The organism is Streptomyces sp. NPDC052701 (genome assembly GCF_040678355.1).
Taxonomy (GTDB): domain Bacteria; phylum Actinomycetota; class Actinomycetes; order Streptomycetales; family Streptomycetaceae; genus Streptomyces.
The window spans coordinates 1-17999 of record NZ_JBFATO010000005.1 but is presented as its reverse complement, the minus strand read 5'-3'; the positions used below and the strand labels follow the sequence as shown (position 1 = coordinate 17999).

Sequence of the window (17999 nt, the reverse complement as noted above, 5' to 3'; positions counted from 1 at the left end):
AGGGAGCCCCGTCGTTGGGTTCCTCGTGAGGCACGTAGAAGGGCGCGCACGGCGCGCGAGGGCCGCGCTGGCCGCCGTAGTGACATGGGCAGGACTGCTGGCCGGGGCCGTCGGCTGCACCTCGGACGACCCCGGCGGGGTCCACGGGGCACCCGGCGCTCCCCCGGACCCGGACCCGGAGGAGGTCATCCGCATCTTCCCCGCCGACGGCAGCAGGGGCGTGCGCCCCGGCGAGAAGCTGAGCGTGCGGGTGCCGGGCGGGCGGCTGGAGTCGGTGAAGGTCGTGCGGTCCCAGGACGCGCAGGACACCCCGGTGCCCGGCCGGGTCGCCGCGGACGGGCAGAGCTGGGAGCCGGACGCCCACCGGCTCGCCCTGGCCGCCCGCTATACGGTCGACGCCGTGGCCCTGGACCGCCGCGGGCGCCGCTCGGCCCGCCACGCGACGTTCACGACGCACGTCCCCGAGGAACGGTTCATCGGGTACGTCGCCCCCGAGAACCGCGCCACGGTCGGCACCGGGATGATCGTCTCGCTGGAGTTCAACCGGGAGATCCGGTATCGCGCGGCCGTGGAGCGCGCCGTCAGCGTGACCGCCGAGCCGGCCGTGGAGATCCGTCCGCACTGGTTCGGCCGCTCCCGGCTCGACTTCCGCCCCGAGCACTACTGGAAGCCCGGCACCAAGGTCACCGTCTCCCTGCGCCTGCGGGACGTCGAGGGGGCGCCCGGGGTCTACGGGCTGCAGCACAAGACGTTCACCTTCACCGTCGGCCGCAGCCAGGTCTCCCTCGTGGACGCGGCGAAGCACACCATGCAGGTGCGGCGGGACGGCACGCTGCTGGCCACCGTGCCGATCACGGCCGGGGCGGCGAAGTCCCCCACCTACAACGGGAAGATGGTGGTGACCGAGATGCTGGAGCTGACCCGGATGAACGGCGCCACGGTCGGCTTCAAGAAGGCCGACGGCAGGGGCGAGTACGACATCCCGGACGTGCCGCACGCCATGCGGCTGACCACCTCCGGCACCTTCCTGCACGGCAACTACTGGGCGCACGAAAGCGTCTTCGGCCGCACCAACGTCAGCCACGGCTGCGTGGGGCTGCGCGATGTGAAGGGCGGCGGCCCGGACACCCCGGCGGGCTGGTTCTTCGACCGCAGTCTCGTCGGGGACGTCGTCGAGGTCGTCCACAGCAAGGACAAAACGGTCGCTCCCGACAACGGGCTCGGCGGGTGGAACATGAGCTGGGAGGCGTGGAAGACGGGCAGTGCGGTGAAGTGAACCGGCGCAGGGGCGAGTAGGCCGGCCGAGGGGGGCGGGTCGGCCCGCCTCTCCGTCGAAGTTGGGACTGAACGGTGACACTCGCCCCGTCCCCGACGCCCCTGACCTGTGGTTACTATGCGCCGGTGCGCGCGGAACGCGCAGGGGTGCAGGCCCGGTCGGGCCCTGCGAGGGGAGAAGACTTGAACGAGCGGCCGATACGGGGGGCGTCGGTTGACGCACGGGTGCGAAACGGCGGGAGGCTGCCGGCGCTGCTGCTCGGCGCGCTGCTGCTCACCGTCACCGCGTGCGGCGGCGGTTCGGACGCGGGGTCCGGGGACGGCAAGGGCAGGGGCGCCGGGGGGTCGGGCACCGCGCGGAGCGGGCAGTCCGAGGCCGTCGTCGGCATCACGCCGAAGGACGGCGCCACGTCGGTCGACACCAGCGGCGCGCTCGAGGTCAGCGCCGGCCGGGGCAAACTGACCGAGGTGGTGGTCGAGGACGCCAAGGGCAGGAAGGTCGCGGGACGGATATCCGGGGACGGCGCCTCCTGGACGCCGTCCACCCACCTGTCGGCCGCCACGAAGTACACCGTGCACGCGGTCGCCGAGGACTCCGAGGGCCGTACGGCCTCGAAGGACGCGAGTTTCACCACCCTGACGCCGAAGAAGACCTTCACCGGCACCTTCACCCCCGAGGACGGCTCCACGGTGGGCGTCGGCATGCCGTTCTCCCTCCGCTTCTCCCGGGGCATCACCAACCCCGACGACGTCGAGAGGGCCGTCCGGATCAGGACGGAGCCGGCCGTCGACGTCGAGGGCCACTGGTTCGGCAACGACCGCCTCGACTTCCGCCCCGAGAAGTACTGGAAGGCCGGCACCAAGGTCACGGTCGACCTCGACCTCGACGGCGTCGAGGGCCGCCCCGGCGTCTACGGCGAGCAGGACAAGACCGTCTCCTTCACCATCGGCCGCAGCCAGGTCTCCGTCGTGGACGCCAAGAAGCTCACGATGAAGGTCGTGCGGGACGGCAAGGTGATCAAGACCATCCCCGTCACCACCGGCAAGCCCGGCATGGAGACCTGGAACGGCCAGATGGTCATCAGCGAGAAGCTGAAGGTGACCCGCATGAACGGCGAGACGGTCGGCTACGGCGGCGATTACGACATCAAGGACGTCCCGGACGCCATGCGGCTGACCACCTCCGGCACCTTCATCCACGGCAACTACTGGGCGAGCGGCGCCTTCGGCAACTACAACGCCAGCCACGGCTGCATCGGCCTGCGCGACGTACGCGGCGGCTGGGACAAGAGCGCGCCGGGGGCCTGGTTCTTCAACCACTCCATGATCGGCGACGTGGTGGTCGTCAAGAACTCCGACGACCGGACCGTCGCCCCGGACAACGGGCTCAACGGCTGGAACATGCCGTGGGCGGAATGGAAGAAGTGAGCCCCGGATGACCGACGGGCCCGGTGTGACCGACCGCACCGGGCCCGTCGTCGTTAGTCCCCGTTAACCTGCTGCGCATGACCGTACATCTCGAAGTGGCGGACGGCGTCGGCACGCTGCGCCTGGACCGCCCGCCCATGAACGCGCTGGACGTCGCCACGCAGGACCGGCTCAAGGAGCTCGCCGAGGAGGCCACGCGCCGCGAGGACGTGCGCGCCGTGGTGCTCTACGGCGGCGAGAAGGTGTTCGCGGCGGGCGCGGACATCAAGGAGATGCAGGCGATGGACCACACCGCGATGGTCCTGCGCGCCCGCGCCCTGCAGGACTCGTTCACGGCGGTGGCCCGCATCCCCAAGCCCGTCGTCGCGGCCGTCACCGGCTACGCGCTGGGCGGCGGCTGCGAGCTGGCGCTGTGCGCGGACTACCGCATCGCCGGGGAGAACGCCAGGCTGGGCCAGCCGGAGATCCTGCTCGGCCTGATCCCGGGCGCGGGCGGCACCCAGCGCCTGTCCCGCCTGATCGGCCCCTCCAAGGCCAAGGACCTGATCTTCACGGGCCGTCAGGTGAAGGCCGACGAGGCCCTCGCGCTGGGCCTGGTGGACCGCGTGGTCCCGGCCGCCGAGGTGTACGAGCAGGCCCGCGCGTGGGCCGCGAAGCTGGCACAGGGCCCGGCGCTGGCGCTGCGCGCGGCCAAGGAGTCGATCGACACGGGCCTGGAGACGGACATCGAGACGGGTCTGGCCGTGGAGCGGAACTGGTTCGCGGGCCTGTTCGCCACCGAGGACCGCGAGCGGGGGATGCGCAGCTTCGTCCAGGAGGGCCCGGGCAAGGCGAAGTTCCTCTGAACCGCCCCGGCTCGTCCTGAACCGCCCCGCACCGCCGGGAAGACTTCCCCGGCTGCCGACTGCCGGCCTGGCGTCCGGGCGTCCGGGCGTCCGGTCCGGGCCCCTCGACGGGGCGGTTCGCGGCGGCCCCGGCGCCGCTTCGAGCCCGTCCCGCCGGGGGATTCGCCGACCGCCGCCCGGCGGGCGGTCGCCGCAGGCCGCAGGGGCCGGGACCGGCTCGGCCATGCCAGGGGCATATGCCGGACCACCGGCGCACGGCGGGGGCTCACCGGGGGCGCATTCCCCGGGAACGGCCCCGGCGGGCACGCGGGACGGCCATCATGGGGGCATGGCGGGGCTGGAGGGTACGCAACAGCCGGGGGGAGACGGACGCGCGACCGCGGCGCGCTGGTCGCCGGCGGTCGAGGACGAACACGCGCTCAGGGCGCTGGAGTTGTTCGGCAACCCGGCGGAGTCGGAGGTCTCGCTGCCGTCCCGTCCCGAGTCCGCGGCCACCGCGCGGCGGCTGGCCCAGGTGGTGATCCTGCGCGAGTGGCGGCTCGGCCCCAGGACGGCGGAGGACGCCGTGCTGCTCGTGTCGGAGCTGGTGGGCAACGCCGTGCGCCACACCGGCGCCCGCGTCTTCGGCCTGCGGATGCGCCACCGCCGCGGCCGGATCCGCGTCGAGGTCCGCGACCCCTCCCGCGGCCTGCCCTGCCTGATGCCGGTGCAGGAGACGGACGTCAGCGGCCGGGGGCTCTTCCTGGTCGACAAGCTGTCCGACCGGTGGGGGGTCGACCTGCTGCCGCGCGGCAAGACGACGTGGTTCGAGATGCGGGTGGCGGACCGCTGAGAGGTCCGGCCGGGCGGCGCGTCCGGCTTCCCGCACCCACGGGTCGTAGGACCAGCGGCCGACTCCGGTCGGGTCAAAACTCGCTGGGCAGTGCCGGTGGCGATCCGTAGGCTCGCTGCCGATGCCCACACCACCCGCCCCCGCCGAGGACCGTTCCGCCGTCAGGTCGCTGCTGCGGCTGTGGCCGTATGTGCGGCCGGTGCGGACACGGCTGTTCACCGCCGCGTTCGTCGCCGTCGTCGCCTCCTGCGTGGGGCTGGTGATCCCCCTCCTCCTGAAGTGGATGGTGGACGGCCCGATCGCCGGCCGGGACCCGGCGGGCGTGTGGCGGGGAGCGCTGTACCTGCTGCTGCTCGGGTTCGCGGAGGCCCTGCTGTTCGGGCTGCGGCGGTGGCTGGTGGCGCGGCCGCTGTCGCACGTCGAGGCGGAGATGCGGGCGGACCTGTACCGGCACCTGCAGCGGCTGCCGGTCGCCTTCCACGACCGGTGGGCCTCGGGGCAGCTGCTGTCCCGGGGCACCACGGACCTGATGCTGCTGCGCATGTTCCTCGCCTTCCCGCTGACGTTCCTGCTGGTCAACGGGGTGACCATCGTCATCGGCGTGATCATCATGCTGCTGCAGGACTGGACGCTGGGGCTGGTGATCCTCGGTCCGGCCGTGCCCGTGATGGTGCTGTGCGTGGTCTTCGAGAAGCGGTACGCCGAGGTGGCGCGGCTCGCCCAGGACCAGGTGGGGGACCTGACCACGGTGGTCGAGGAGAGCGTGCTCGGCATCCGGGTCATCAAGGGGTTCGGGCAGCACCGCAGCCAGGCGCGCGCGTTCCGGGAGCTGTCGAAGACGCTGCGGAGGACGGAGCTGCGCAAGGCCCGGCTGCTGGCGGCGATCTGGGGCGTCATCGTGACGCTGCCGGAGCTCGCCATCGGCGGGGCCCTGGTGGCGGGAGCCGTCCAGGTGGCCGACGGCTCCCTGTCCGCCGGGACGCTGGTGGCGTTCCTGTCGACGGCCCTGGCGCTGCGCTGGCCCGTGGAGTCGATCGGGTTCCTGCTGGCGATGAGCCAGGAGGCCGCCACGGCCACGGAGCGGTACTTCGAGGTGATGGACGCCGAACCGGAGTCCGATCCGCCCCGCCGCGCGGCCGGCCCCCGCGCCGTGCGGCGGGACGGCCTGCGCTTCCACCACGTCACCTTCCGCTACCCCGACGCCCCTCCCGACGCCCCTCCCGTCCTCGACGGCGTCGACCTGCACATCCGCCCCGGCGAGTCCATGGCCCTGGTCGGCGCCACCGGGAGCGGCAAGACGACCCTCACCGCGCTCGTCCCGCGCCTGCACGAGGTGACCGGCGGGCGGATCACGCTCGACGGCGTGGACATCACCGCCATGTCCCGCGAGGAGCTGCGCGCCAAGGTCGCCGTCGCCTTCGAGGAACCCACCCTCTTCTCGGCCGCCGTGGCGGAGAACGTGCTGATGGGGGCCGAGGACGCCGGTCCCGCCGAGCTGGAGCGGGCGCTGGCCGTGGCGCAGGCCGGCTTCGTGCACGCCCTGCCGCGGGGCGTCGACACCCAGGTGGGCGAGCAGGGGCTCAGCCTCTCCGGCGGGCAGCGGCAGCGGCTGGCGCTCGCGCGGGCCGTGGTCGGGCGGCCGGAGTTCCTCGTGCTGGACGACCCGCTGTCCGCCCTCGACGTCCACACGGAGGCCGCCGTGGAGGCCGCCCTGCGGCAGGTGCTGGCGGACACCACCGCCCTGATCGTGGCGCACCGGCCGTCCACCGTGCTGCTCGCCGACCGCGTCGCCCTGCTCTCCGGCGGCCGTGTCACGGCGGTCGGCACCCATCAGGAACTGCTCGCCCACAACGCCGAGTACGCCCACCTCATGGCGGGGGAACAGGAGGACGCGCGATGACGGCGGCCACCACCGAGCCGGCCGAGGACCGGTCCGGCGACCAGCCCCCGGACACCGGCGACCCCTTCGACCGTGACGTCCTGCCCACTCCCCCGGGCGCCACCGCCGCCCTGCTGCGCTCCCTGCTCGCGCCGCTGAGGGCCCGGGTGGCCGTCACGACGCTCGTGCTGCTGCTCCAGCAGGCGGCCATGCAGGCGGGCCCGCTGCTGGTGGCCTACGCGATCGACCGCGCCGTGCCCGCCTCCCGCGCCGGCGACCACGGGCCGCTGGCCGCGGTCGCCGCCGGCTACCTCGCGTGCGCGCTGGCCTCGGGCGGGCTGCAGTACGTGTTCGTCGCCGTCTCCTCCCGGGTCAGCCAGGACGTGCTGCTCGACCTGCGCGGCCGGATCTTCCGCCACGCGCAGGCGCTGAGCGTCGACTTCCACGAGCGCTACACCTCCGGCCGGCTCATCTCCCGTTCCACCACCGACGTCGAGTCGCTGCGCGAACTGCTCGACGAGGGCCTGCAGGAACTGGTCATGGTCGTGCTGTCCTTCGTCTCCATCTCGGCGATGCTGCTCTGGCTCGACCTGGGGCTCGGCGCGGTGGCGGTGGCGTCGTTCGTGCCGCTGTACCTGCTCGTGCGGCTGTACCGGCGGCGTGCCGGGCGGGTGTACCGGCAGCGGTCCACCGCCATCGCCGCCGTGATCGTGAAGTTCGTGGAGACGATGAACGGCATCCGGCCGGTGCGCGCCTTCCGGCGCGAGGCGGCCAACGACGCCGACTTCCGCGTCCTGAACCGGCGGCACGAGCGCACCAACGGTGACGCGCTGCTGGAGATGGCCCGGTACGTCACCGGCTCGCGCCTGGTCGCCAACACGGCCGTCGCGGGGATCGTGCTCTGGGGCGCCTCCCGGGTCGCGGACGGCACGCTGGCCCTCGGCGTGCTGGCGGCGGCGGTGCTCTACCTGCGGCGGCTGTACGACCCGATCGACCGGCTCGGCATGTTCCTGAACTCCTACCAGTCGGCGGCGGCCTCGCTGGAGAAGATCGCCGGGCTGCTCGCGCAGACGCCCTCGGTCCCGGAACCGGCCGCGCCCCGGCGGCTCCCGGACCCCGCGGGCGGCCGGCCCGGCCGTGAGGTCGTCTTCGACGGCGTCCGGTTCGCCTACCGCACCGGCGGGGAGGTGCTGCCCCGCTTCGACCTGACCGTCCCGGCCGGGCAGACGGTCGCGGTCGTCGGCTCGACCGGCGCCGGCAAGTCGACGCTGGCCAAGCTGCTCGCCCGCTTCTACGACCCCTCCGCGGGACGGGTCCTGCTGGACGGCGTGGACCTGCGCGACCTGGCGGTGCCGGACCTGCGGCGCGCGGTGGTGATGGTGACGCAGGAGGCGTTCCTGTTCTCGGGCACGGTCGCCGACAACATCGCCATCGGCCGCCCGGACGCCACCCGCGAGGAGATCGAGCGGGCGGCCAAGGAGATCGGCGCGCACGACTTCATCAGCGCCCTGCCCGACGGCTACGACACCGACGTCCGCAAGCGGGGCGGGCGCATCTCGGCCGGGCAGCGCCAGCTGGTGGCGTTCGCCCGGGCGCTGCTCGCCGACCCGGCCGTGCTCATCCTGGACGAGGCGACCAGCTCGCTGGACATCCCCGGCGAGCGGGCCGTGCAGCGGGCGATGGCGACGGTCCTGAAGGGCCGCACGGCGGTCGTCATCGCGCACCGGCTGTCGACCGTGGAGATCGCGGACCGGGTGCTGGTGATGGAGGACGGCCGGATCGTGGAGGACGGCAGCCCCGCCGACCTCGTCGCGGGGACGGGCCGGTTCGCGGACCTGCACCGGGCGTGGCGGGACAGTCTGGCGTAGCGGGCCGGGGAACGGCGGGGAAGGCGGGCCGCGGCCGGGCGGCGGGGGCGGGCTCGCGGGAGGGACGGCAGCGCCTGCCGGGGCGGGGCGTTCGGCCCCGGGTCCGTCGTGACGCGGCCGGCGGCCCGGCGCGCCGTACCAGGGGGTGTGCGCCGCATCCGGGGGCGTGGCAGGGCAGCCGGCCCGCCTTGCCTTGACGGTCCGCATCCCGCCCTTCCCCGGCGGTCCGCATCCCGCCCTCCCCTGAACGGTTCGCATATCGAACATGAACTCCCGGACAACGAACCGTTTCCGGCCAATCTTCTGACGCGCTCCTGACAGAAACCGTGCTCCACTGCCACGCTTCCCACGGCCGCTCCACAGCAATCCCACAGCAGCCCCACAGGCTCGCCCCACCGCTGTGCCGCGGCCCAGCTCCGACGCATGTCGGCACGTGGTTCTGCGTACCGCCTCGCTCCGCCCGGCCGGCCCACCCGCCGCCCGGTCTCCCCTGGCCGCGCGACCCGCGGCCACGCAGAAGGAGTCAGTGTTGAGCAGCAGCCCCTCCCACAGACGCACCTCCCACACCCCGCACGCGCGCACCCCGCACCGCCGCGCCGCGGCCGTCGCCCTCGCCGGCGTCGCCGCGCTGATCGCCGCGGCCCTCCAGGCCGGCACCGCCACCGCGGCCCCGCAGAAGGCACCGTCGGCCGCGGACCGGGCGGAGCCGGGCTCGGAGTCGGTCCGGCTCACCCCCGCCCAGCGCGCCGCGCTGATCCGCGAGGCGAACGCCACCAAGGCGAGGACCGCCCGGGAACTCGGCCTGGGCGCCAAGGAGAAGCTGGTCGTCCGGGACGTCCTCAAGGACCGGGACGGCACCCTCCACACCCGCTACGAGCGCACCTACGACGGGCTGCCGGTCCTCGGCGGCGACCTGGTGGTCGAGAGCACGGCCCGCGACGCGACCGAGTCCGTCGTGAAGGCCACCCGCGCCGCCCTCGAGCCGCCCACGACCAGGGCCGCCGTGCCCGCGGCCCGGGCCGGGAAGCAGGCCCTGGCCGCCGCGAGGGCCGGACACGCCCAGAGCCCGGACATCGACCGGGAGCCCCGCAAGGTGATCTGGGCGGCGAACGGCGAGCCGGTCGTGGCGTACGAGACGGTCGTCGGCGGCTTCCAGCACGACGGCACCCCGCAGGAGCTGCACGTCGTCACGGACGCCACCACCGGCGAGAAGCTGTACGCGTGGGAGGCCGTCGAGACCGGCACCGGCAACACCGTCTACAGCGGCACGGTCCCCCTGACCACCACGCAGTCCGGCGCGACGTACAACCTGACCGACGGCGCGCGCGGCAACCACAGGACGCACAACCTCAACCGCGGGACGTCCGGGACCGGCACGCTCTTCTCCGGCCCCGACGACGTGTGGGGCAACGGCAGCCCGTCCAACCCGGAGTCGGCCGCCGCCGACGCGCACTACGGGGCCGCGCTGACCTGGGACTACTACAAGAACGTGCACGGCCGCAGCGGCATCCGCGGCGACGGCGCGGGCGCGTACTCGCGGGTCCACTACGGCAACAACTACGTCAACGCGTTCTGGTCGGACAGCTGCTTCTGCATGACCTACGGCGACGGCTCCGGCAACGCCAACCCGCTGACCTCCATCGACGTGGCCGCGCACGAGATGACCCACGGGCTCACCTCCCACACCGCCGGCCTCAACTACAGCGGCGAGTCCGGCGGTCTGAACGAGGCCACCTCCGACATCTTCGGCTCGACGGTCGAGTTCTTCGCGGCCAACCCCTCCGACGCCGGTGACTACCTCATCGGCGAGGAGATCGACATCAACGGCGACGGCACCCCGCTGCGGTACATGGACAGGCCGAGCAAGGACGGCGCGTCCAAGGACAGTTGGTACTCGGGCATCGGCTCGATCGACGTGCACTACTCGTCCGGGCCCGCGAACCACTTCTTCTACCTGCTGAGCGAGGGCAGCGGCACCAAGACCGTCAACGGCGTCACCTACGACTCGCCCACCTCGGACGGCCTGCCGGTCGCGGGCATCGGCCGGGCCAAGGCGGAGAAGATCTGGTTCCGCGCGCTGACCACGAAGTTCACCTCGACCACCAACTACGCGGGCGCCCGCACCGGAACCCTCGCGGCGGCCGGTGAGCTGTACGGCACGGACAGCGCCGAGTACAAGGCGGTCCAGGACGCCTGGGCGGGCGTGAACGTCGGCTCGCGCTCCGGCGGAGGCGGTGGCGGCACGTCCTTCGAGAACACCACCGACGTGCCGGTTCCGGACAACGGAGCCGCCGTCACCTCGTCCATCACCGTGTCTGGCCGGACCGGCAACGCGCCCTCCGCCCTCCGGGTCGCGGTCGACATCCTGCACACCTGGCGCGGCGACCTGGTGATCGACCTGCTGGCCCCGGACGGGACGGCGTACCGCCTGAAGAACTTCAGCTCCTCCGACTCGGCGGACGACGTGAACGAGACCTACACGGTCGACGCCTCCTCCGAAATCGCCGACGGCACCTGGACGTTGCGGGTGCAGGACCAGGCGGCCCGGGACACCGGCCGGATCAACGGCTGGAAGCTGACCTTCCCGTAAAGCCCCTGCGGCGGACGGCCGGGCGCCGTCCCGGCGGGTCAACTCCCTGCGGGACGGCGCCCTTTACGTTACGGAAACATTCACCGGACAGTCGACTTCCGGCCAACATCACCGGACGCTCCTGACATGTACGCGTCTTAGATGCCACTCTTCCTCCACCCGCCGCACCAGCACCTCTCCCCCTCCCCCACCAAGGAGCTCGTGTGACTCCCCGCTACGCGCGTCACCAGCGCACCACCCTGGCCATCGCCACCGCCGTCGCCGCCGGCGCCCTGCTCACCACCGGCCTGACCGCCACCAGCAGCGCGGCCGCCGACGCCCCGGAACGGCCCCGGCTCTCCGCCGCGCCCGTCCTGCTCTCGGCCGCCGCCCGCACCTCCCTCGTCCGGGAGCAGCAGGCCGCCGCCCCCGGGACGGCCGAGGAGATAGGCCTCGGCGCGCGGGAGGAACTGATCGTCAAGGACGTCGTGAAGGACGTCGACGGCACCCTCCACACCCGCTACGAGCGCACCTACGCCGGCCTGCCCGTCCTCGGCGGCGACCTCGTCGTCCACGAGTCGGCGTCCGGCGAGACCAGAGGCGTCACCAAGGCGACCGAGGCCGCCATCGAGGTGGCGACCCTCAAGCCGGCGATCACCGCGGCCAAGGCCGAGAAGCAGGCCGTGGCGCTCGCCGAGGCGGCCGGCTCGGAGAAGACCGAGGCCGACTCCGCGCCCCGCAAGGTCGTCTGGGCCGCGGACGGCAAGCCGGTCCTCGCCTACGAGACGGTCGTCGGCGGCCTCCAGGACGACGGCACCCCCAACGAGCTGCACGTCGTCACCGACGCGGCCACCGGCAAGAAGCTCCACGAGTACCAGGGCATCGAGACCGGCAGCGGCAGGAGCCTGTACTCCGGCACCGTCACCCTGGGCACCACCCTGTCGGGCTCGGCGTACCAGCTGTACGACACCACGCGCGGCGGCCACCGGACGTACAACCTGGCCCGCGGCACCTCCGGCACCGGCACCCTGTTCACCGACGCGGACGACACCTGGGGCACGGGCGTGGCCTCCGCCTCCTCCACCGACCAGACCGCGGCCGTGGACGCCGCCTACGGCGCGCAGACCACCTGGGACTTCTACAAGAACACCTTCGGCCGCAGCGGCATCAGGAACGACGGCAAGGCGGCCTACTCGCGCGTCCACTACGGCAGCAACTACGTCAACGCGTTCTGGTCGGACAGCTGCTTCTGCATGACCTACGGCGACGGCTCCGGCAACACCCACCCGCTGACCTCGCTGGACGTGGCCGGCCACGAGATGACCCACGGCGTCACCTCCCACACCGCCGGCCTCAACTACAGCGGCGAGTCCGGCGGTCTGAACGAGGCGACCAGCGACATCTTCGGCACGGGCGTGGAGTTCTACGCGAACAACGCGAGCGACCCGGGCGACTACCTCGTCGGCGAGAAGATCGACATCAACGGCGACGGCAGCCCGCTGCGGTACATGGACAAGCCCAGCAAGGACGGCTCCTCCGCCGACTACTGGTCCTCCCGCCTGAACAGCCTGGACGTGCACTACTCCTCGGGCCCCGCCAACCACTTCTTCTACCTGCTGTCCGAGGGCAGCGGCAGCAAGACGGTCAACGGGGTCGCCTACAACTCGCCGACGTACAACGGCTCCACGGTCACCGGCATCGGCCGCACCAAGGCGCTGCAGATCTGGTACAAGGCGCTGACCACGTACATGACGTCGACGACCAAGTACGCGGGCGCCCGTACGGCGACCCTGAACGCGGCGTCGGCGCTGTACGGCTCCACCAGCGCCGAGTACAAGGCGGTGGCCGCGGCCTGGTCGGCGGTCAACGTGAGCTGACCGGCCGCGTGAGGGAACGGGCGGCACCCGGGAGGAAGGCGTTCCGGGTGCCGCCCTAGTCTTGGGTCCCATGTCTTCGCAGGACTTCACCTACACCGACGTCGGCGCCACCCGCGAGGCGGGTTTCTGCCCGCCGGGCTTCCACCCCCTGCACGTGCGCACCCGTCTCGGCGAGGGCGAGCAGGTCTTCCGCCGGGCGTCCGAGGCGGTCCTCACCTGGGAGATGCACCGCACGCTGGGCGTCGCCCTCGACGCGAGCGCCGAGCGGGCCGCGCCCGGCGTCGACGTCACCGTCACCCTCGCCGGGGTGATCAAGGCGCCCTGCCGGGTGGTGTGGACGGTGGAGGAACCCCGCCGCGCCGGCTGGGCGTACGGCACGCTGGCCGGTCACCCGGAGTGCGGCGAGGAGTCCTTCGTCGTGGACCGCACCGGCGACGGCACGGTCTGGCTGACGGTGTCGGCGTTCAGCCGGCCCGCGAAGTGGTACGCCCGGGCGGGCGGTCCGGCGGCCCGGGGCCTGCAGCACGCGTACGCACGGCGCTGCGGGAGCGTGCTGCGGGGCCTGGCCGCCCGGGGGTCCGAGGGCTGAGCACCGCGCTCCCCCTCGCGGCACGGGACCTCCCCCGCGCCGCGAGGGGACTCCTCCCTCACCGCATCAGCAGGCCCGCCGCCGCCACCAGTTCCTGCGACGGCACCGCCACCAGCCCCAGCTCCGCGCCGGACGCCAGCAGCGGGTGGGCGGGCAGGATGCGGACCGTGTAGCCGAACGGGCCGGTGCGGTCCAGGGAGAGCGGCCCCTCGTACACCCAGCGCCCCTCCTGGTCCGGAGCGCCCACCGGTTTCAGCGGCACGGCGGTCGCGTCGGCGATCCGGTCCTCCTCGTCGACCCGGCCCGACACGGCCTGCACCTCGACGTCGTCCGGCCCGAGATCGCCGAGCCCCACCCGCACCCGCAGGCCGAGCGTCGTCCCCAGCTCCGCGGTGGCCGTCACGGCCGAGGTCTCGACGTGGTCGACGGTGACGGCGGGCCAGGCCGCCCGCACCCGGGCCTTCCACTCGGCCAGGTCGCGCGCCGCGTCCGGGTCCAGCGAGCGGTGGGCGAGGGCCGCCGGGGTGTAGAGCCGCTCGACGTACTCGCGCACCATGCGGCCCGCCAGCACCTTAGGCCCGAGCAGGCTCAGCGTCTGCCGGACCATCTCGATCCACCGGTCGGGCAGCCCGCCCGGGCCGCGCTCGTAGAAGCGGGGCGTCACCCGCTGCTCCAGCAGGTCGTACAGGGCGGCGGCCTCTATGTCGTCGCGCCGGTCCGGGTCGGTGCCCACCCCGTCGGCCGTCGGGATCGCCCAGCCGAAGTCGGGCTGGAACCACTCGTCCCACCAGCCATCCAGGACCGACAGGTTGAGGCATCCGTTCAGCGCGGCCTTCATGCCGCTGGTCCCGCACGCCTCCAGGGGCCGCAGCGGATTGTTGAGCCAGATGTCGCAGCCGGGGTAGAGCTTCTGCGCCATGGCCATCCCGTAGTCCGGCAGGAACACGATCCGGTGCCGCACGCGCGGATCGTCCGCGAACCGCACCAGCTCCTGGACGAGCCGCTTGCCCCCGTCGTCGGCCGGATGGGCCTTGCCCGCGACGACGATCTGCACCGGCCGCTCGGGATGCAGCAGCAGTTCCATCAGCCGGTCGCGGTCCCGCAGCATCAGCGTCAGCCGCTTGTACGACGGCACCCGCCGCGCGAACCCGATGGTCAGCACGTCCGGGTCGAGCACGCCGTCGATCCAGCCCAGTTCGGCCGTCCCGGCACCGCGCTGCCGCCAGGCGGCCCGCAGCCGCTCCCGCACCTCGGTGACGAGCTGCTCGCGCAGCGACCGCCGCAGCTCCCAGACGTCCTGGTCGGAGATGTCCGCGGCCGCGTCCCACCGCTCCGAGCCGCCCACCGCCAAGGCGTCCTCGGTGCGCTGCGGCCCGATCTGCCGGGCCCCGAGCCGGAGCACCTCCGGTGCCACCCAGGTCGGCGCGTGCACGCCGTTGGTCACCGAGGTGATCGGCACCTCCTCGGGGTCGAAGCCGGGCCACAGCCCCGCGAACATCTCACGGCTGACCTGCCCGTGCAGCAGCGAGACGCCGTTGGCGCGCTGGGCCAGGCGCAGCCCCATCACGGCCATGTTGAACAGGTTCGGCTCACCGCCCGGGTAGGTCTCCATGCCGAGCCGGAGGATGCGTTCGACGTCCATCCGCGGCAGTTCGGCGTCGGGCCCGAAGTGCCGGGCGACCAGCTCCCGGTCGAACCGGTCGATGCCGGCCGGCACGGGCGTGTGCGTCGTGAACACCGTGCCCGCCCGGACCGCCTCCAGCGCGGAGTCGAAGTCCAGCCCCTGCGCGCACGCCTCGGCGATCCGCTCCAGCCCGAGGAACCCGGCGTGCCCCTCGTTGGTGTGGAACACCTCGGGCTCGGGGTGCCCGGTCAGCCGGCAGTAGGCCCGTACCGCCCGCACGCCCCCTATCCCCAGCAGCATCTCCTGCAACAGCCGGTGCTCGCTGCCGCCGCCGTAGAGCCGGTCGGTGACACCCCGCTCGCCGAGGTCGTTCTCCTCGACGTCCGAGTCCAGCATCAGCAGCGGGACGCGGCCGACCCGGGCCAGCCAGATGCGGGCGCGCAGCGACTTGCCGCCGGGCAGGGCGAGGGCGACCTGGGCGGGGCTGCCGTCGGCCTCCTTCAGCAGCGCCAGGGGCAGCTCGTTGGGGTCGAGCACCGGGTAGTGCTCCTGCTGCCAGCCGTCCCGGGACAGGCTCTGGCGGAAGTAGCCGTGCCGGTACAGCAGCCCGACGCCGATCAGCGGCACGCCGAGGTCGCTGGCCGCCTTCAGGTGGTCGCCGGCCAGGATGCCGAGACCGCCGGAGTACTGGGGCAGGGCGGCGGTGATGCCGAACTCCGGCGAGAAGTAGGCGATCGCACGGGGCAGGTCGTCCGTCTGCGCCTGGTACCAGCGGTCACCGGTCAGATAGTCGTGCAGGTCGCCCTCGACCGCGGCGAGACGGCGCAGGAAGCGGCGGTCCTCGGCGAGCTCCGCGAGCCGCGCGGGCGGGACGCCGCCCAGCAGGCGCACGGGGTCACCGCCCGAGGCGGCCCAGCGTTCGGGATCGACGGCCTGGAACAGGTCACGGGTCTCCGCGTGCCAGGACCAGCGCAGGTTGCGGGCCAGATCGCTGAGCGGCCGGAGGGGTTCGGGGAGAACGGGTCGGACGGTGAATCGACGGATCGCCTTCACATTCCACCTCGGCGCGAGTCGCTGTGCGACGGCACGGCAGTGTGCGTCGCGTCGTACCTTCGACGGTACCGGCGACCGCCCCGCCCCCGCCGGGCGCTTGCCGCCTCCGGGCCCCGCGACAGGGGCAGCCGGCGCACGGCGGGCGCCCACCGCCCCGGCCGGGACGGATCACCTGAGCCGTGTGTACCCGCCCACGCTCCCACCGCACCCGCTTCGCACCGACGGGCGAGCGGACGCCGCGGCAGACCCCACCGACCTGCACACGCCGCGCGTGCGCCCCACTGCTCCCCCGCGCCCCGACGCGCCGCACCCGCCGCGGGCGGGCCCCCGGCGCCGCAGGGAGGGCCGGGACCGCAGGGAGGGCCGGGACCGCCGGCCTGTGCCCGGGCGGGCCCGCGACGCCCGGCTCGGACGCCGCCGTCCGCGGCCTGGTCGCGTCCGGGGCGGCGTGCACGGCCGCCGCGGGCAACGGCGGCGGGCCGGCCGCCCCGTACCCGCCGGCGGGCGTGCGGCAGGCAATCACGGCCGGCGCGACCGGCCGGAAGGAAGCGGAACCGGCCTTCTCCCACCGCGGTCCCGCCCCGGTCCCTCCGCCCCGGGCGCGGCGGTCGCCCCCGCGTCCGCCGCGGGCGGCACCGCCCGGCCGACCCGGCCGGGTACCCCGGTGGCGGCGGCGCATGCCGCCGGAGCGGCGGCGCCGTACCCGGCCGCCCGCCCGAGGGCCACTGCGGCGCAGGTCGCCCGGCACGGGCGGCACGGGCGGCGTCCGGAAGAATCTCCGGCCGGGTCCGGGTTCGCCGAACGGACCCCCGCAGGTACCGCGCCGGTAACACAGGGGAAGCAGCCTGGTACGCACCGGACTCGTCCGCCGCGGAGGAGGCCGGACTTGTGTGTCGACATACGCGTGAGTAGTTAGCAACCTGCCGGATTGCTCACCCGAACAGTAGGGGAAGGCTCCTCCGGGTACACCCTCAGGAACACCACGCAGGACCCACCTCCCCACCGACATCCGCCCACCCACGTTGACGCGGACAGGAGCGGTCATGCCCGCCAAGCACGATTCGTCAGCACCACCGCCGCACGGCACCGCGGCGCGCCGGACGCCCGGCGCCGGGACACCACCCGTGCGCCCGGCCGCCGCCGGCCCGCCGCCCCCCGCGAGCGACGCGACCGCCGTCGGACGCATACCGGTCCTCGACGTCCGCCCGATCGTCCAGCACGGGCGCAGGCCCGCGAAGGCGGTCACCGGCGAGGTGTTCGAGATCTCGGCCACCGTGTTCCGCGAGGGGCACGACGCGGTCGCCGCCAACGTCGTCCTGCGCGACCCGCAGGGCCGCCCCGGCCCGTGGACGCCGATGCGGGAGCTGGCTCCCGGCACGGACCGGTGGGGCGCCACGGTGACCGCCGGGGAGCCCGGCCTGTGGACGTTCACCGTGGAGGCCTGGGGCGACCCGGTCACCACCTGGCGGCACCACGCGCAGATCAAGATCCCGGCCGGGATGGACACGGAGGTCGTCCTGGAGGAGGGCGCGCGGCTGTACGAGCGGGCCGCCGCCGGCGTCCCCGGCGACGTGCAGCGGCAGGTGATCCTGGCCGCGGTGGCGGCGTTGCGGGACGAGGGGCGTGCGGCGGCGGCGCGGCTGGCGGCGGCGCTGACCCCGCGGGTGGACGAGGTGCTGGCCCGTCATCCGCTGCGCGAGCTGGTCACCAGCAGTGATCCCCTTCCGCTGCTGGTGGAGCGGGAGCGGGCGCTGTACGGGGCGTGGTACGAGTTCTTCCCGCGTTCGGAGGGCACGCCCGAGCAGCCGCACGGCACCTTCCGCACCGCCGCGCGCCGGCTGCCGGCGATCGCCGCGATGGGCTTCGACGTGGTCTACCTGCCGCCCATCCACCCCATCGGCACCACCTTCCGCAAGGGACGCAACAACACCCTCACCCCCGGCCCCGACGACGTCGGGGTGCCCTGGGCGATCGGCTCCCCCGAGGGCGGCCACGACGCCGTGCACCCCCGGCTGGGCACGCTGGAGGACTTCGCCTGGTTCGTGGCCGAGGCCGGCCGCCACGGCCTGGAGATCGCCCTGGACTTCGCCCTGCAGTGCTCCCCGGACCACCCCTGGGTGCACAAGCACCCCCAGTGGTTCCACCACCGCCCCGACGGCA

At 73.7% G+C, this 17999-nt stretch carries 11 protein-coding genes; 10 read left to right on the top strand and 1 reads right to left on the bottom strand.

All coding sequences use genetic code 11. The features are described 5' to 3' along the window. The first annotated feature begins 25 nt into the window (after nt 1-25). The 9 genes from AB0L29_RS08440 to AB0L29_RS08400 all read left to right on the top strand — a co-directional run bounded on the left by AB0L29_RS08440 (nt 26) and on the right by AB0L29_RS08400 (nt 13162). Nucleotides 26-1276 carry an Ig-like domain-containing protein gene (locus tag AB0L29_RS08440; RefSeq protein ID WP_365824706.1) on the top strand — a complete coding sequence of 417 codons (1251 nt, stop codon included), beginning with the start codon at nt 26-28 and terminating at the stop codon, nt 1274-1276. A 224-nt stretch (nt 1277-1500) separates the two neighbouring features. Next, nucleotides 1501-2703, top strand: a complete 1203-nt coding sequence (locus AB0L29_RS08435) for an Ig-like domain-containing protein (protein ID WP_365824704.1) — start codon at nt 1501-1503, stop codon at nt 2701-2703. Nucleotides 2704-2780: 77 nt separating this feature from the next. Next, the gene (locus AB0L29_RS08430; RefSeq protein ID WP_365824702.1) at nt 2781-3548 is read left to right on the top strand and encodes an enoyl-CoA hydratase-related protein; all 768 of its coding nucleotides are present in this window, start codon (nt 2781-2783) and stop codon (nt 3546-3548) included. 223 nt (nt 3549-3771) lie between these two features. After that, nucleotides 3772-4380, top strand: a complete 609-nt coding sequence (locus tag AB0L29_RS08425) for an ATP-binding protein (protein WP_365824700.1) — start codon at nt 3772-3774, stop codon at nt 4378-4380. A 121-nt stretch (nt 4381-4501) separates the two neighbouring features. Next, complete coding sequence (locus AB0L29_RS08420) at nt 4502-6280, top strand: ABC transporter ATP-binding protein (protein ID WP_365824698.1); 1779 nt, start codon at nt 4502-4504, stop codon at nt 6278-6280. Continuing rightward, a complete protein-coding gene (locus AB0L29_RS08415; protein WP_365824696.1) occupies nt 6277-8127 on the top strand; it encodes an ABC transporter ATP-binding protein in 1851 nt (616 codons plus the stop codon). The genes AB0L29_RS08420 and AB0L29_RS08415 overlap by 4 nt, the downstream gene beginning before the upstream one ends. A 529-nt stretch (nt 8128-8656) precedes the next feature. Next, complete coding sequence (locus AB0L29_RS08410) at nt 8657-10717, top strand: M4 family metallopeptidase (protein ID WP_365824694.1); 2061 nt, start codon at nt 8657-8659, stop codon at nt 10715-10717. Between the two features lie 203 nt (nt 10718-10920). Beyond that, nucleotides 10921-12573, top strand: coding sequence for a M4 family metallopeptidase (locus AB0L29_RS08405; RefSeq protein ID WP_365824692.1), 1653 nt, complete (start codon nt 10921-10923; stop codon nt 12571-12573). Between the two features lie 70 nt (nt 12574-12643). Beyond that, a complete protein-coding gene (locus AB0L29_RS08400) occupies nt 12644-13162 on the top strand; it encodes a DUF1990 domain-containing protein (RefSeq protein WP_365824690.1) in 519 nt (172 codons plus the stop codon). 58 nt (nt 13163-13220) lie between these two features. Here AB0L29_RS08400 and AB0L29_RS08395 read toward each other — a convergent pair whose 3' ends face one another. Beyond that, complete coding sequence (locus AB0L29_RS08395) at nt 13221-15839, bottom strand: glycosyltransferase family 1 protein (protein ID WP_365824688.1); 2619 nt, start codon at nt 15837-15839, stop codon at nt 13221-13223. A gap of 1043 nt (nt 15840-16882) precedes the next feature. Between AB0L29_RS08395 and AB0L29_RS08390 the strand changes: the two genes are divergently transcribed. Continuing rightward, nucleotides 16883-17999 (top strand): maltotransferase domain-containing protein (locus tag AB0L29_RS08390; protein WP_365824686.1); only part of this gene is annotated, 1117 nt, incomplete at its 3' end.

Bases quoted from the DNA above. Each gene is read 5' to 3' on its own strand.
- AB0L29_RS08400 (WP_365824690.1), top strand. From the start codon at position 12,644: ATGTCTTCGCAGGACTTCACCTACACCGACGTCGGCGCCACCCGCGAG.
- AB0L29_RS08430 (WP_365824702.1), top strand. From the start codon at position 2,781: ATGACCGTACATCTCGAAGTGGCGGACGGCGTCGGCACGCTGCGCCTG.
- AB0L29_RS08425 (WP_365824700.1), top strand. From the start codon at position 3,772: ATGCCAGGGGCATATGCCGGACCACCGGCGCACGGCGGGGGCTCACCG.
- AB0L29_RS08420 (WP_365824698.1), top strand. From the start codon at position 4,502: ATGCCCACACCACCCGCCCCCGCCGAGGACCGTTCCGCCGTCAGGTCG.
- AB0L29_RS08415 (WP_365824696.1), top strand. From the start codon at position 6,277: ATGACGGCGGCCACCACCGAGCCGGCCGAGGACCGGTCCGGCGACCAG.